The sequence below is a fragment of the Treponema primitia genome (genome assembly GCF_046533075.1).
GTDB classification, from domain to species: domain Bacteria; phylum Spirochaetota; class Spirochaetia; order Treponematales; family Breznakiellaceae; genus Termitinema; species Termitinema primitia_B.
In genome coordinates this window covers 1-16,016 of record NZ_JAJQRB010000070.1, presented here as the reverse complement: position 1 = coordinate 16,016, position 16,016 = coordinate 1, and the positions used below count along the sequence as shown (strand labels likewise).

General features: G+C 39.6%; 10 protein-coding genes and 1 pseudogene. 3 read left to right on the top strand and 8 right to left on the bottom strand.

Translation table 11 applies throughout. The features are described 5' to 3' along the window. The first annotated feature begins 410 nt into the window (after positions 1 to 410). A complete protein-coding gene (locus tag LQZ19_RS14910) occupies positions 411 to 722 on the top strand; it encodes a hypothetical protein (RefSeq protein ID WP_411048474.1) in 312 nt (103 codons plus the stop codon). 43 nt (positions 723 to 765) lie between these two features. Here the strand turns inward: LQZ19_RS14910 and LQZ19_RS14905 are convergent, their stop codons facing one another. From LQZ19_RS14905 to LQZ19_RS14870, 8 genes are read right to left on the bottom strand one after another with little or no spacing between them, the layout of a single operon-like run. Continuing rightward, a complete protein-coding gene (locus LQZ19_RS14905) occupies positions 766 to 3,720 on the bottom strand; it encodes a type I restriction endonuclease subunit R (protein ID WP_411048473.1) in 2,955 nt (984 codons plus the stop codon). Then, complete coding sequence (locus LQZ19_RS14900) at positions 3,721 to 3,879, bottom strand: HEPN domain-containing protein (RefSeq protein ID WP_411048472.1); 159 nt, start codon at positions 3,877 to 3,879, stop codon at positions 3,721 to 3,723. A gap of 29 nt (positions 3,880 to 3,908) precedes the next feature. After that, complete coding sequence (locus LQZ19_RS14895) at positions 3,909 to 4,637, bottom strand: phage Gp37/Gp68 family protein (RefSeq protein WP_411048471.1); 729 nt, start codon at positions 4,635 to 4,637, stop codon at positions 3,909 to 3,911. Continuing rightward, positions 4,634 to 5,533 (bottom strand): three-Cys-motif partner protein TcmP, encoded by a 900-nt coding sequence (tcmP, locus tag LQZ19_RS14890; RefSeq protein ID WP_411048470.1) that lies wholly within the window; start codon positions 5,531 to 5,533, stop codon positions 4,634 to 4,636. The genes LQZ19_RS14895 and tcmP overlap by 4 nt, the downstream gene beginning before the upstream one ends. 19 nt (positions 5,534 to 5,552) lie before the next feature. Further along, positions 5,553 to 7,190 (bottom strand): DUF6119 family protein, encoded by a 1,638-nt coding sequence (locus tag LQZ19_RS14885; RefSeq protein WP_411048469.1) that lies wholly within the window; start codon positions 7,188 to 7,190, stop codon positions 5,553 to 5,555. Between the two features lie 35 nt (positions 7,191 to 7,225). Further along, on the bottom strand, positions 7,226 to 8,575 hold the full coding sequence (locus tag LQZ19_RS14880) for a restriction endonuclease subunit S domain-containing protein (RefSeq protein ID WP_411048468.1): 1,350 nt from the start codon (positions 8,573 to 8,575) through the stop codon (positions 7,226 to 7,228). Positions 8,576 to 8,578: 3 nt separating this feature from the next. Next, on the bottom strand, positions 8,579 to 10,399 hold the full coding sequence (locus tag LQZ19_RS14875; protein ID WP_411048467.1) for a type I restriction-modification system subunit M: 1,821 nt from the start codon (positions 10,397 to 10,399) through the stop codon (positions 8,579 to 8,581). Next, entirely contained in the window at positions 10,380 to 12,167 is a 1,788-nt protein-coding gene (locus LQZ19_RS14870) for an N-6 DNA methylase (RefSeq protein WP_411048466.1), read from the bottom strand. Before LQZ19_RS14870 ends, LQZ19_RS14875 begins: the two co-directional genes overlap by 20 nt. Positions 12,168 to 12,288: 121 nt before the next feature. Between LQZ19_RS14870 and LQZ19_RS14865 the strand changes: the two genes are divergently transcribed. Both LQZ19_RS14865 and LQZ19_RS14860 read left to right on the top strand, forming a co-directional pair. Further along, complete coding sequence (locus LQZ19_RS14865; RefSeq protein ID WP_411048465.1) at positions 12,289 to 13,281, top strand: AAA family ATPase; 993 nt, start codon at positions 12,289 to 12,291, stop codon at positions 13,279 to 13,281. A gap of 3 nt (positions 13,282 to 13,284) precedes the next feature. Further along, positions 13,285 to 15,786: pseudogene (locus LQZ19_RS14860) on the top strand (S8 family peptidase). The last annotated feature ends 230 nt before the right edge of the window (positions 15,787 to 16,016 follow it).

Genomic DNA, 16,016 nt, shown 5'->3' with positions numbered 1-16,016 from the left:
CGGGGCCTCCGGAAGTTCGAGTCTTCTTCTGGCCGTAAATACAAAAACCCCACCTTACGGTGGGGCCTCAATTTAGCTTTGCCCAGAAGAAGACTCGAACTTCCATGCTTGTTACGGCACTGGTACCTGAAACGAGTTATGGTCTACCTCACTAGGCAACGTACAATATCTTTATGAACATCAAAGCATACTAATTCATTATATCTAAACAAATTGGCATATCATCAAATCACATTGAATATCATGGCGCATCATTAGAAATTTGTCAATTCATAAAGTAAAATGATCCTCGGAGTGATCCTCGGGTTACAAGCCTATCCTTAGTCCAAAGAGTTTCCCGTCTCATGTAACATTTTTGACATTGTTTCCCCCCTCTTTTTTGTGGTATAGTTAAAGGTACGGAGTAATATATGACCATAGAACAAACCATCGAGATACCGGACAGCCGCATAGTACAGTTTTCTCCCGAAATGCAGATGGGTCGTTTTCGGATAGTATTCTTCCCTGAGCCTGCTGCCCCAGCCAAAGCCACCCCGGCGGAAGAATTGCCCCGAGTAACGCGGGCGGAACTTGAGGCGGCGAGACTGGACCCGATTATCCAGGAACTGGAAAACCTTCCTGTCGAACCTGACTGGAGCTGGCTTCCCGAAGGATTAACACCGGAAACCCTCGCCGCTAAGGACATCCGCGCCCTGCGTATTAAGGAAAAATACGGCGTATGAACGTATTGATTCCGTCCGAGGGGTACATACCCCGCCCTTTATTTTAGCATTTTTTTTGTGTTCCTGTAGATACTGGTTTGCCTTTCGGGTACGTGCTTATAAACCCAAACTCATTCAAGAATTCCTTAAATGATGGATTATCTTGATACTGTTTATAGAGTTCCAAACTTGACTGCATAATGGTAAGCATGACATTATTCATGGCATTATAACTTTCCATTCTGGCATCAGATTTATTGGCATTCTTGATAGCATTCTGATACGCCTCGTTTTTGGTCAGCATATCCGGTATACGTTTTATTTGTTCTTGGACATTATCTTCATCAACCCAGTCAATATTGCTCCATCTGCTATGAAAATCGTAAAGAATATGGGTCAAATAATCCGGTTCAGGCTGGGAAACAAAGCCTGAACCGTCAGTTTCAACCGGATCAAGCTCATAATTAAAGTCTTCCAGACTGATATTGATTTTTGCCTGAGCTTGGGCACGGTAGCTTTCAAGTTCAACATATTTTAACAGTTCTTTTGTGTCATCTTCTTCCTTGGGTGAGGGTAACTTGGGTAATAGCAAGGTTAAAAAGATTGAGAGCTTTTCCCAGTCTGCCATGCCATAGGTCAAAACCGCCGCTAAAAAATTATATAGACGGACAAAGCTTTTAGCGCAAGATTTAAACTCTACCTGAGCATCCTCTTCAAGATTTTTATATTTTCCAACACAAACATCCAGTATAGGCTCAAGGGTATTTCTGGGCTTACTTTTGAGATATAGAGCAGTTATTGCCTCTATATCCTCTTTGGTATAAACCTCTTGGTTTTCCATTTTTGCAATAAGACCATTAAGATTATTGGGATCCGTTTCATCAGAAAGTAAGGTTGTCTTATAATACCGGGAAAAAGATTCTTTAATATCATCGCTTTTATTGGCAAAATCAAGGACAAAAGTATTAACCTTATCCTTCCGGGCGCGATTTAAACGGGAAAGAGTCTGTACCGCTTTTATATCAAAAAGGATTTTATCTACATACATGGTATGAAGAAGCGGTTCATCGTAACCAGTCTGAAATTTATCAGCGCATATTAGGAAGCGATACTGGCCTGTTCTGAATATGGCCTCAATTTGGCTTGAGGGAAAACCGTTCAGGTCGGCTTCGGTTGCGCTTTTTTGGTCTGCATGTTCCGCTCCGCCTGTGTAAGCTACAATTGCTTTATAAGGGCTTTTGCGTTCTTTAAGACAGGTATTTATCGCATCAAAATACTCAATGGCCTTCTTTATACTGCCGGTAACTACCATAGCCCTTGCCTGGCCTTTTATCAGGAACGCGACACCTTCATGGAAATGCTCAACGATGATTTTCGCCTTTTTTGCTATGGCTTCCGGATGCTGTTCAACATAAGAGCGGAGTTTCTTTTGAGCCTTGGTTTTGTCAAACAATGGGTCGTTTTCGATTGTCTTTATCAAATGATAATAACTTTGGTATGGCGTATAATTTTTGAGCACATCAAGGATGAAACTTTCGTCGATAGTCTGCTTCATTGAATAATTATGGAAAGGCCGATGTTTTGTTTTTCCATCTTCTTTGTAGGGAGTTCCAAAAAGCTCAAGGGTTTTATTCTTCGGCGTGGCGGTAAAGGCGAAATAGCTGGCATTCGGGAGTAATTTGCGGTTTTCAATAATTTTATTTACGATATCTTCCGATTCATCATCATCGTTGAAGATATTTGTTGACAAGGCCATATTCATTTTAGCGGACATATTACCGCTTTGGCTTGAATGAGCTTCGTCAATTATGATGGCAAAACGATGGTCTTTGTGGGCGCTTCCCATATCAGCAAAGATATAAGGAAATTTGTGAATTGTTGTTATGATGATCCGCTTTCCGTCCTGTATCGCTTCTTTTAAATCCTTGGAATGTTCTGCCCAGGCAATGTTATTTGAAACTGATGTAAATGATTTAATAGTATCACGAATCTGTTTATCAAGATTACGACGGTCTGTAACTACCAGGACGGAATCAGTAAGGTTTTTGCCGTCTTTTTCCAGTTCTACGAGCTGATAAGCAAGCCATGCGATGGAATTAGATTTTCCGCTTCCGGCGCTGTGCTGAATAAGGTAACGGGAGCCTATTCCGTGTTCCTTTACATCAGCAAGGAGCGCTTTAACGACTGATAACTGATGATACCGTGGGAATATCTGCTTTTCCGTAACTTTTTTTGTAACATGGTCAGTTTCTTTTACTAATTGTGTATAATTTTCAAGGATATTTGCCAGCTCTTCCTTTTTTAGTATTTCTTTCCAAAAATAATCGGTGGCTGTTCCTGTTGGGTTTGGCGGATTACCTGCGCCATCATTATAGCCCTTATTAAAGGGGAGAAAATATGAATCAGTCCCTTCTAATTTTGTACAGAAATAGATTTCTTCATCGTCAATGGCAAAATGGGCAACGCAGCGTTTAAAATTAAAAATCAAATCCCTGGGGTTGCGGTCTACCTTATATTGCTTAATGGCATCCTGAACATCCTGCTTTGTCCAGCGATTTTTCAGCTCCATGGTAAATATCGGCAGGCCATTAATGAAGATGACAATATCCAAAGATTTTCGGCTGACATCGTTGGAATAATGGAGTTGCCGGGTCACGCTGAAGATGTTTTTCTTAAATATCTCTTTAGCATCTTCGTTACGGTCGCTTGGGGTTGGATAAAAAAGGTCCAAATCGCCAGGATATCCCCGTAAGCCTTTTCGAATAATATTTACGACCCCTTGTTTTGCAATTTCTCCCTGGAGCCGGTCAAGAAATTTTGATACTGCACCTTCATCTTCCAGACTAAATTTTTTTATCGTATCGGGCTGAGTAGTTTTTAAAAACCGTAGAAGTCGTTTTTCATCTATGGCATGGGATTTATCAAAATCGGCAACATCGCCTTGTTCATAACCGTTTTCAGTAATGAGGTGATTTACAATGAGGTCTTCAAGTCCGCTTTCTCGTGTGTTAGTTGGCATTTAATTATCTCCTACCGCACCTTTTACTAATTTTTCAAAGGCTTGCTGACACATGAAAATGACATACATCCAGCGCCTACCTGCAAACATTGCTTCTGCTGATTGCAGATCATATTCGGCATATTCAAGCCAGTAGTTGAATTTTTCTTGTTCTGTCATTTTACCAATTCCTCCAATTTTGAATTTTGTCAACTAATCGGCATTGCCTGACGAATTTTCCCTTTAAGTAATTTTCCGTTAGCGTGTTTACTTCGCTTTATTCCATCGGAACCCCATGTTCCCCATTGCTTGAAGAAAAATGCAGAACCATTATCTTTTGCTTGTTTTTCTATTGACAATACCCATTCTTCTTTCATGGGGCGTGCACTTTTTCCACTTTCACCTCCGACTATTACCCAATCAATATTTTCAAGATTCAAACTGCCTAGATCTTCTATAAGAGGTTCACATGACAGGAAACGTATAGTTGCCGGAATTGCTCTTAACAAATCAATTCTATTTTTAGCACTCTGAGCTTCTACCGTGGTTCCAAGCCATACATTTTCAGGTACAATTCGTGTTTTAAAGTATTTCCCCATTCGCTCACTGCGTTTAGTCAATAATTGATAGCGATGTTGCGGCGTAGCCTTAATAGTCTTGATAACTTTATCAATAAAATCAAATGGTACATTTTCGTGAAAAAGGTCGCTCATGGAGCAGACAAAAATAGTATGCGGATTTCGCCATTTCATAGGTTCATTTAACACGTCTTCGTGGAGCGTAATCTCAAACCCGTTTTTGTATTTTGCTTGTCCCATTGCGGAAAGTCTACGTGCCATATTTTCCGCATAGCAATGAGCACAGCCGGCAGACAACTTTGTGCACCCGGTAATAGGATTCCACGTTTTGTCCGTCCATTCAATTTTTGTAGTTCTCATTTAGATATCCTCCCGATAATATCTGAAGCAATCTTTTTTGCCGTTGGATTATTTGATGCAAAGGCAAAATGATAGATGGAAACATTGCGAGTATTTTTCATTTCAAGCGGTTTTTCAGTAACTTGGGGGAAAAGCATCTTCAACCGTTTTATATAGAGTTCAGTTATTTTTGTTATAGGTTCTTCGGTTTTTCTTTTTAGAGCATCTATTTCAAACAATGATGGTATCGATTTATTTTCTTCACGATAAAACTCATTTCTTATTTCTTCTTCGGACATTCCGAAAAATGAAATAAGCTTATTAATGTGAGTTAATTTACCTTCCCTGTCCAGAAGCCTATTTATTATAACACCAGAAGGGATTAGAATCCATAAATCTGTATTTGTTCCGGCAAGGCTTTCAATTGCCGACCAGTCTACCTGCATTCCGAATGGGTCAAGCAATGTAAGCGCATAGAGGTTTTTATCCTTTTTCATGGCCCGTGCCATTGTATGTATTTGTTCATTGGCATCATGGTCACGGAATATCATTTTTAATTTATTTTCATGTTCAATAGTGTTTAACCGCTCCTCTAGCTCCTTTCTTGAGATCTCATCTTTCTCTATAAAATAGTAATAATCGAATCCACGCTGTGTAATACAAACAACGCGCTCGGCAGCACCTTTGTAAACTGCTATTTCATCTTTACTTATGCCCAGTTCTTCAAAAAGTGGAAAATTGTCTGCATTTTCTGTATCCGCAGCCCTTGAACCACTACCCGCGAAGGCATCAAAGTAAATAAGCTTCCAATTATATTTATCGCGGTGCTTATTCATTATGGTGAGATATACGTTTACATATTTTTCAAACGCATCAAGCTTTTGTTCTGTCCAGTCGCCGCCCCATGTGGTTTTCATTTGAGTTCTACCATCCTCCTTATGTCCGATAGTTAATATATATTATCGGGACGTATCCAGATATACGCACTTCTTTTTTCCATTGATCAATTCTATTTTTGAGCATGAGCATATCAAGTTCATCAATATCTATATTTCCATTGCTCAAAGAAGATAGATGTTTTTTACGTTCTAGTACTATCCAAAGTGCTACATTGTTAATTTCAGGCATCCTTGGCAATAATTGATGTTTGTACATTTTTAATGATGTTAGTGACTGATCCACGACATAACAAAGTTTTGCCGATGTATTTCCAATCTTAACGGCAAACATCGTTTTTTCTTTGTATAAATCCATGAGTTCAATATCAGCAGAACCATAGCGTGTTTCAATTCTATCGAAATTTTTGAATCCATCATTTTCTTCTCGTAATAAATTAAAGCATCTTTCCGCATAGTATTTTCGCGTAATCAATACTTTAATTTCATCATCTGTTTTTCCTTTGTATTCCGGTAGAACATTTTCTAGCGAACATTGTTTTTGTATGTAGGCTTGATGATCTGCGCCGGAAAAATCATAAGTAGAATTATAAACGACTTGTACTTCTCGAATTGATTCTTTTAGATATTGCAGATAATCATTATTGTATTTATACCAAACACCTTTCGACAAGATACATTTTTCAACATCATTTGTATAATCAATGATATTTTTTATTTTGTCAGTGCGTATTGATACTCCTTCTTTATAACTAACAACAGATATGTCCAAAAGTACATCTTTTGGTTTTAATTTATTATCGCGGCAAAACAAATTTAACTCTTCTTTGGTAAGAAGCGAGACCTTTTTTTTGTGCATTTCGTATCGTAATGTAAAGACGCCATCATTATGATTAAATATTTCCGTAGCACCTATAATATCTAATTCCGATATATTTATTTTTGTTGGGTTTTTTTGTATATCCATCCGCAGTTGGTTATTAAGAGATTCGATTAAAACACTGTCTTTGCTTGATATTTTAGAAAACACCGGAATTTTATATAAATCGGGCAGCATGGAAACTGCACTTTCTATATAAAGGATTAAGTCAATAATTGAATTAAGAGAATCATGCTCAATTGAGAACTTTATTGAATTACCGATCTCCAATGATGGTTTAAACAAATTAAAGCTATCTGGAATATCAGCCTTTGCCTTTAGTTTTGCATATGATTCACCACTATCAAATTCTAATTCGTTATAATTTATATACGTATTCACTGTTTTGTTACGATTAGAATTAGGCGATGTTAACGTCGTAGTTTTTATCTCTTTATATTTAATTTTTCTCGCAAAATTGAAACCAAAGTTTCTATCACAGTATTTATCAACAGTAAAAAAAGAATAACCAAAAGTTATTGCATATAGTTCACCGCTATATTCTATTGCAAGGACTGCTTTTGGTGATGCGACGGATTTAACATCTCCCTTATAGTTAAAAACAATTGGCAGCCAGTTCCATTCAACATCTTTTTTTTGTCGTTTGTTTTCAATATAACAAACAAAATTGAAGATTACGTTGTTATTTTCTATTTTGCGGATGATACCTTGATTGCCGATTTGTTGATATTTTGATACTTCATCTTCAAAATCCCGTTGCTTCGCAACATCAATCTTGTAAATATTTATGTTTCCCATTTTCCATTCCTTCGCATTAGGTTTATTGTTTCCTTTTATTCCTCTTTTCTCTCGTCAAGTACCTCGGGTACCTTCACCTTGCGCACATCAACCTTACCTGTAACCACATCGGAAACAAGCTGTACTCGGTATTCCTGCATTAACGCTAACTGTCTCTCATTTAGTATTATTGCCTTCTCTATATTCGCAATTCGTATTGCGATATACTCAATTATTGCTTTTTGTTCATCTAACGGCGGAATAAGCAATACAGCGTCATGTATTGCTTGGTAACCAAGTGAATAACGAGTTACTCCATTTGCCTTTAACTTATACTGAATTTGAACAAATCGCGCATTGAATAAATAAAATAAAAACATTGGAATAATTTTTGAACTATACTTTTGACGCAGGATTGCGAGATGGTAGCCACAGCAGACATTAATCAATGGCTCATCTACGATTGCCGGGACTGCAATATCATCCCAACTCTCAGAATCTTTTGTGATTATTACATCGCCCTCTTCAAGCAACACGCTGTCATATTCTGAATCGCTCGCCGTTGCCTGCATGAATTTCATAGAATCAATAATGAAATCATTGTGGTACACATCGACATAATTACAAAGACGTACTTGTCGTTCGTTTAAATATGATTTTTTATCCAATCCGCTCAAAATAATTTCGAATTGCTGTGATAATCGTCCCACTCTCCACCCGTTTGGTATCTTCCCCAACCAATCAATACCGCTGTCTTTCATCGGTGTATTGGGATTTAACCCTTTGGTAACAGCTTGATTGATAATCGCCTGTTTTTGTTCCTTAAGTAATTCAATTTGCTTCTTCTTCGCCTTGATGTAGGTATTAATCATTGATACCTTCCAATCAAGGAAACGCACAATCTGATCTTGTTCAGGACGGGGAGGAAGTGGCAATAATTGCGAACCAAATACTTCAAAGCGAAAATCTGATGATCGTTCTCTTATTCCACGATATAATGATTGAATAAATCCAGTTTTTGCCATTTCTCGGACTATATAAGCATAGTAAAAATTATTGTAATCACCCTTAGCTGTACAAACAGAATATACCGGCGTTCCTTTCCCATCAGAATCAGATATACCTATTGCACCTGCAAATGCATCCATAACATGAATGATCAAATCACCTTTACGAATACCCTGATAACCAAACTCTTGTACGGCTTCTGTAAACCCCGTTGTTCTACGATTTTTTCGTAGCGTAACAATACCATCACGAAAGCAAGTAATAACATCATCCTTAGTTTGAACTGGCCTGTTTTCTTTCTTGTACATTGTTTTTGCACGCTGTTCTATCCAATGAGAAGGAATCATATTATTCCAAGGTAGAGTCGAGGCTTTATATTCCTTATACGCTTTCAACATCCCCTAGCCCTCCAAAATCCTGTCCAAAAGCCCAACTGTCTCTTTTTCCAAAGCCTTTATATCAGCGGTTATTTCTTCAAGCGAACGAAGCTCAATCGGCTTGTAGAAATACTTGGTAAAGCTCACCTCATATCCAATCTTTGTCTGCTTTTCGTCAATCCAGGCGTCTTTGGCATAAGGCTTCACTTCCTTTTCAAAAAAGGCTTCAATGCCACCCTCATAAGCAAATGGTATCTGCTCGGTATCGGTTAAGTCGCTATTAACCTGTTTATTGCCTTTCTTATCCAGTAGAATTTTCCCCCTGGCGCCATATTTCGGCTGGCAAACGGTAATTTTCCAGTAGGCAAATTCATTATTATCAAAAATACGGCACTGTTCGTTTTCCTTAAAATCGAGAAATAATTTGAGGATTTGTTTGCGGTTTACTGGGGAAAACTCGCAGTTCTTATCACCCATACTTTTACGCAGAGGCGTACAGATACTTGTAGCGTCAATAAGCTGAACCTTTCCCTTGCGTTTTTTTTCTTTTTTGTTGGCAAGTACCCATATAAACGTAGCAATACCGGTATTGTAAAACATCTTTTCGGGCAGGGCAATAATAGCTTCCACCAGATCATTTTCTATCATGTAACGGCGGGCGTTGCTTTCGCCCTGTCCTGCATCCCCGGTAAAAAGGGATGAACCGTTATGGACTTCCGCTATCCGGCTGCCGATAGCAGTATCCTTTTTCATTTTAGAAACATTATTCAACAGAAACAAGATCTGGCCATCGCTGGAACGGGGTATCATATTGAATTCCGGGTTTCCGGCGAATTGAGTAATAAAGCGGGTGTCTACAATTCCTTTCTTACCACCCATTTTCTCGGCATCAACTTTCCAGGATTTGCCATAGGGAGGATTTGAAAGCATGAAGTCAAATTCCTTTGAGGCATTGGCATCGCCGGATAAGGTCGAAGCAAAGGCGATGTTATCAGCCTGGGCGCCGTCTCCTTTAAGGAGCATATCGGCTTTTGCGATTGCATAGGTTTCGCCCTGGACTTCCTGACCGAACAAGTGAATGGATACCTTCTTTTTCTTTTTTTCGGCAAGCTCCACAAGGCGATTTTCGGCTACGGTTAGCATACCGCCTGAACCGCAGGCGCCGTCATAACAGGAATAAGTGGAGTCGAGGATTTTATTTGCTACAGGCGTAAAGATTAAATCGGCCATAAGTTCAACGACATCACGAGGGGTAAAGTGTTCCCCTGCTTCCTCATTGTTTTCTTCGTTGAACTTGCGGATAAGCTCTTCAAAAATCGTACCCATTGCATGGTTATCCAGGCCGGGAAGGATTTCGTTACCCTTTTCATCCAATATAGGTTTAGGGCTTACATTGATTTTTGGGGAAACAAATTTTTCAATAACGGCGCCGAGAATATCGGCTTCGAGCATGGTGGGGATTTCGTCGCGGAATTTAAATTTAGTAAGTATTTCCTGGACATTGGGAGAAAAACCGTCGAGATATGCCTTAAAATCGGCTTTGAGTTTTGCCGGGCTTGTACGAGCAGTGAGGTCCTTGAGCATAAAGGGGGAAGCGTTACAAAAAGCCTGACCTGCGGCACTGCATAATGCCGGGGTTTGGTTGGTGATTTTGCCTTTATCGAGGTTCTTCTTCATGCTCAGGACAGCATCTTTTGTGGGGGCAAGAACAGCGTCGAGGCGGCGGATTACCGTCATGGGGAGTATGACGTTACGGTATTTGCCGCGGACGTAGACATCGCGAAGGCAGTCATCGGCGATTCCCCAGATAAAGCTTACGATTTGGTTATGTAGTTGCTGATTCAATTGTATGTTCCTTAAATGAGGATAAGAGCGCATTTACGCTTTTTTCTATTTTACGTTTGTAAAGAGCGATTTCATCAAGGGTTGTCTGGTATTCTGCCGCAAATTTTTCCTGCTCTTTTAATGGGACAAGGGGGATTTTGAGCTTCATTAAGCCATTAATGGCAATATTAGGAATAGCCATTCCTACGCTGATACTTTTAAGGGATTTAATACCAACATCACTTTCGAGAAAGGCTTTGATGTAATAGGGGTTTGCCCTGGTTTCATCCAGTTCAATAACAAACAGGTTTCCATTGGCAATTATCTTTTTATTCTTTGGCACTGTAGCAAGAGCGACCTTGAAAGGATACCCATTTTTTGAGAGCAGAATATTATTATCCTGAATCAGGTACTTATTATATTTATTTGCAATATCCTCTTTGACAAAAGGCAGGTCATCATCAATAAGACCATTCTTTATATTGGAAAGCATCAGATATTGAATACTGGTAGGTATATTGGAACTAATTTCATCAAGTTCTGAAGCGTTGTAATGGGCGCCTCTCGTGATCGATTTGATTATACTGCCAAATTCCACTGCATCTTTGCTGTTGACAATATCACCTTCAAGGTACCGTGATGGATTCAAATTAAATTCTTCTTTTTTTATATCTGCAAGGGATACCACTTTGCTGTGTTCGCTATTGGAATGATACATTTCAACAATGGTATCGATGTCCCTGTCTGCCAGTATATTGATTCGCCGCTTGTTTTGGCCAAGATGTTTACAGTCAATAAAACGCACCTTTTCGTTATTCTCGCTCAGGATAATCATAGAAACACCAATTCCAGTATAAGGGAACAACTTATCCGGAAGAGCTATAATCGCTTCAATGTATTTAGAAGCAAGGAATTTTTCCCGAATGTCTCTATCAAGGGTATTCCATGTACCGGCGTTGGTCATAATACCAACGGCTTTTCCATTTGTTTTTAGGTGAGTCACCAGGGCATAATTAAAGTACCAATCGGTTGACGTCGCTTTTGGAAATTCTCCAAAACGATTTTTGATTTCGCTATACAAGGCGGTTTCTTTAAACTGCTCGTTAAGCCTTAGACCAAGCGGATAATTTGAAAATATCTTGTCGAATACATCTTTTTTCGAGAGAGAAAATACATTTTCTGATTTTACAGAAATAGTATCTCCAAGGAATTTTGAACGAATTGAGGCGATAATATTTGATTCATTATTGATTTCGTAGATAGTACAACTTTTGGGAGAAGATTCTTTTACTGCTGTTATCATGGAGCTGCCGATTCCGGAGCAAAAATCAGCATAATCATCTGTTTCAGTAATTTGCAAAAGACGAATGGCAAGCTTTGTCAGTCCTTCAGGGGTAGGGTAAAATTTTGGATATTTTTGTTCGTTTTCCATGTCCAATAATATGAGGCCGATTAATTCTTCCGGTTGGGCTGAAAGCAGCGAGGAAAAATTGTAGCCTTCGGTTATCAATTTTTTAAGGTATTGGGCTATTTCTTTATCCTGGCAAATGGTATCTATGGTATCGTTTGAAGGTTTTGAATCTTTATTATTATGCTGTATAAGAAGATAGGCCAGATAAGACAAGCCAACCTGAGTGATATAAAAGCTTTCATGGAATTTACCCCTGTTTTCATCGGCAAGGGCAATGGCGATTTTTGTGAGCTTGGCCATATCAGACTTTTCAAGGTCTTTTAGCTGTTCTTTGGACAATTCACTTTCCTTTGGTATATCATAACCAAAATATACCATAATGAATTTTATTTGTCAATGGTTTGGTTAAAAAAAACCAACATTTTTCACATGACGGTATATGAATTGACAGTAGTCCCGATATTGACCGATATGGTATAATAAAAGAGGGAAGAAGAAAATGGCATCAGCGGCACAGATGAAATCACTCTTGAATTCTCATTACATTGGCGATGAAGAGCATTTTAACACGGTTGCCCTTCAGATTGCCGCTACAGAGGCACGCCAAGGGCATCAAAAACTGGCCGATGAAGTAAAAAACCTGGTTGACCACGCAAAGAGTGGGCGGATCAAGAAGCAGACCATCCCCTTTAACCGCCCCAGTGAGGAGTTAAAAGGGCTGTTATCAGTCAGTTACCCCGAAAAACGAATTTCGGACATCATATTGACCGACCAACTACGAAAGAAAATAGACCGGATCATCCTTGAATACCGTCACATTGAGAGTATTACCCAGCATGGACTCATTCCCAAGCGGAAATTGATTATGATTGGTCCTCCGGGAACTGGGAAGACCATGACCGCTTCGGTGCTAGCCGGGGAGCTGGGGCTACCCCTGTTCCAGGTACGACTGGATGGCCTTATATCCCGATATATGGGGGAAACGGCCTCCAAGCTGCGGCTTATATTTGATTCAATCGAAAATACGCTGGGGGTTTTCTTCTTTGATGAATTTGATGCTATTGGCGCTGAACGAGGTCTGGCTAACGATGTCGGGGAAGCCCGGCGTATCCTGAACAGCTTCCTGCAAATGGTGGAAGAAACAGGCAGCAACAGCTTGATTCTGGCGGCTACCAATCACCCTGAAATCCTGGACACTGCTCTTTTCCGCCGATTTGATGATGTGCTGGTTTATGAACTTCCGGATATGGTTCATATTGAATCACTTTTGAGGGAACGGCTTTCCACGTATGCGCCGCTGAATTTTAATTGGCAAGGCTTGGTTACTGCATCAGAAGGCCTTAGTTATGCTGAAATAACCAATGCGGCCAACGAAATGATAAAAACGGCCATCATAGGAAAATCTAAAAGCATTGATTTTGAGATTGCAAAAGATTCGCTGGCTGAGCGGCAAGAAATGAAAAAACAACTTAATCTTACATTCAGAGCTTAAGCTATGGCGGATACTTCCAAGGATCATCTTTTTCTGAAGCCTGGATTTTTCAGCGAAAAAGCATCATACGATTACCCCAAGCCGCCTCCCCAAACGCAACCAGTTCCGGCACAGGAAAGAGGAACACATGCCGCCACTTTGCGGGAACAATTAACCGGCATAAGGCAGGATATAGCAGCAGCAATTAAACTGCAGGAAGACTCAAAAAGTATTTTGGATAAAGGGCTTATTGTTGAATTTGAAAGCTTTGAAGGAATTGGTGAAGCGTTTGAAGAAAAACAATTTGGTGGTAATAGCGAGCTGCTCAATATCCGATATGAGGATAAAAGGACCTTTGCCACTGTCTTTATCCCTGACGGGGCATTACAGAAATTTGAAGATAAAATAACCGCCTATAGCGCCCATAAGCAACGGAGTAATGGTGTTTCGGCTGATAACCAACCTTTAATTGATTCAATAGCGAACTTCCATAAAGCAACTGTTAAAGCCCTTTGGACTGATACGGTGGCTATGCCGCAGGATAATACGATCGCTTGCTGGGAAGTCTGGCTTTCTGCCAGAGGTGACCGGCAACAACAAGTTGAAGGGTTTAAAAGTCTTGCAAAAACTTTGGGGATAGATGTTTCTGATTCATTTATTGAATTCAAAGAGCGGACGGTTTTATTAATTCGTGCTACCAAAGAACAATTGGAAAAATCTATACTGCTACTCAATAATATCGCGGAACTCCGTAAAGCTAAAACAACTGCAGATTTCTTTAGCGAATTAAAAGGGAACGATCAGAAAGACTGGCAGGAAGATTTAGCAATGCGGATTACAGTTTTACCCGCGAATGAAAATACACCATTCGTTTGTATTCTTGATACCGGTGTTAATGGCGCTCACCCGTTACTCAAGGGTTCAATTACTGACAATGATTTATTCACGATTAATGAAGCATGGGGAAAAGACGATCGAGTAGGACATGGAACTGGAATTGCTGGACTTTCATTATTTGGGGACTTAACGGCAAAACTTGAAAACACAAAACTTGTAGAAATTACCCATAGGCTGGAATCTTCAAAAATTATTAATCGGTCGGAATTTATTCCTAATGAAAAAGATCGGCCGCTTGATTTGTATGCTGAATATACCGAACAGGCAATATACCAGGCAGAAATACCTCATGCCAGGAGAAAGCGGGTATTTCAATTAGCCATAACAACGATAGATTCATGGGATAGGGGAAAACCTTCATCATGGTCTGCGGCTTTGGATAAACTTGCATTTGGAAATAATAATATCGGACGATTATTTATAGTTTCTGCCGGGAATGCTGATGTTATGTTAAAAAATGTAAAGTATCCTGAATTCAATATGAGTGAAAGTATAAGAGATCCCGGGCAAGCCTGGAATGTATTAACAGTGGGCGCTTTTACCGAGAAAGATTTATTATCTGCGGCAGAGAGCGCCGACCATAATGAGATAACCGCTTTCCACGGACAAATTAGTCCATACACAACAACCTCATTTTCGTGGGAAAATGAATGGCCGCTAAAACCAGATGTTGTAATGGAAGGTGGTAATACTGCTAAAAACAAATTTGGACAGGCGCAAGCTGATTCACTTTCATTGCTTTCAACAAATAATAAATTTACCGAGAAGCCCTTTATTCCAATGTAGGCCACAAGTGCATCATCTGCTCTGGCTTCTAAACTATGTGCCGATATAATGCAGAAGTACCCGATATTGAAACCGGAAACTGTCAGGGCATTAGTTATACAATCCGCTTCCTGGACTTCTGAAATGCGTAAACAATTTGATTGCAATAAACCAAAAAATAAAAAGGACGATTTCAAGAGGCTTGTCAAAATTTGCGGATTTGGTGTACCAGATTTAGGCAGAGCACTAGCATCCATGAGAAATGATTTTACCATGATTGTCGAAGACTCTATACAACCTTATATTGCAGAAAAAACGAGCAAACTAAATGAAGTGAAATTTTATACATTACCTTTCCCAAAATCAGAACTCGAAGCATTGGGGCCAACGTCCATTGAAATGAAAGTTACCCTATCTTATTTTATTGAACCTAACCCCTCTTCCCGAGGACGCAGCCACCATTCTTATAGATCCCATGGCCTGCGTTTTGATATCAAAACTCCTGCTGAAGATGCCAACCATTTTAAGGGCCGGGTTACTAAAGCGGTGCAGGAAGAGGGACAACAGTATAAAAACGAGGAAAGCGATAAATGGTGGGCAATCGGTGTGCAAGGTCGAACAAAGGGTTCTGTCCATACCGACATCTGGCATGGGAGCGCCGCCGAACTTGCCGGATGTAATGTCCTGGCTGTTTATCCCGTTAGCGGTTGGTGGAAGTCTCACAAAGATAAAAATGCAGTAAATAGTATTGCAAATTTCAGCTTGCTTATTTCAATTAAGACTTCTGCAGATATAGATTTGATGACACCAACGGAAATTCTTATTCAAAACAAAGTCAAGACTTCCATATCAAATCGAATATAAGATTTAGCCAATGAAGGCCAGGAAAAGATTCTCGAGGACATGAGGTAATACCTTGCTACCAGGCCATTCACGAAATTTTACATTCAAGCCGAGGGTCCCGTAGAGGTATCTGGCTATGGCAACACTTTATTTTTATTATAACATATTATGGTGGTATTTCGGTATAAGCCAAAAAGGTTCTTTCCAAAGTTAGTAGAATCGTAATTTCTCAAGTTTTAGTGTTTTTTGTT

Bases quoted from the DNA above. Each gene is read 5' to 3' on its own strand.
- LQZ19_RS14905 (WP_411048473.1), bottom strand. From the start codon at position 3,720: ATGCCAACTAACACACGAGAAAGCGGACTTGAAGACCTCATTGTAAAT.
- LQZ19_RS14870 (WP_411048466.1), bottom strand. From the start codon at position 12,167: ATGGTATATTTTGGTTATGATATACCAAAGGAAAGTGAATTGTCCAAA.
- LQZ19_RS14900 (WP_411048472.1), bottom strand. From the start codon at position 3,879: ATGACAGAACAAGAAAAATTCAACTACTGGCTTGAATATGCCGAATAT.
- LQZ19_RS14880 (WP_411048468.1), bottom strand. From the start codon at position 8,575: ATGTTGAAAGCGTATAAGGAATATAAAGCCTCGACTCTACCTTGGAAT.
- LQZ19_RS14865 (WP_411048465.1), top strand. From the start codon at position 12,289: ATGGCATCAGCGGCACAGATGAAATCACTCTTGAATTCTCATTACATT.
- LQZ19_RS14910 (WP_411048474.1), top strand. From the start codon at position 411: ATGACCATAGAACAAACCATCGAGATACCGGACAGCCGCATAGTACAG.
- tcmP (WP_411048470.1), bottom strand. From the start codon at position 5,533: ATGAAAACCACATGGGGCGGCGACTGGACAGAACAAAAGCTTGATGCG.
- LQZ19_RS14895 (WP_411048471.1), bottom strand. From the start codon at position 4,637: ATGAGAACTACAAAAATTGAATGGACGGACAAAACGTGGAATCCTATT.
- LQZ19_RS14885 (WP_411048469.1), bottom strand. From the start codon at position 7,190: ATGGGAAACATAAATATTTACAAGATTGATGTTGCGAAGCAACGGGAT.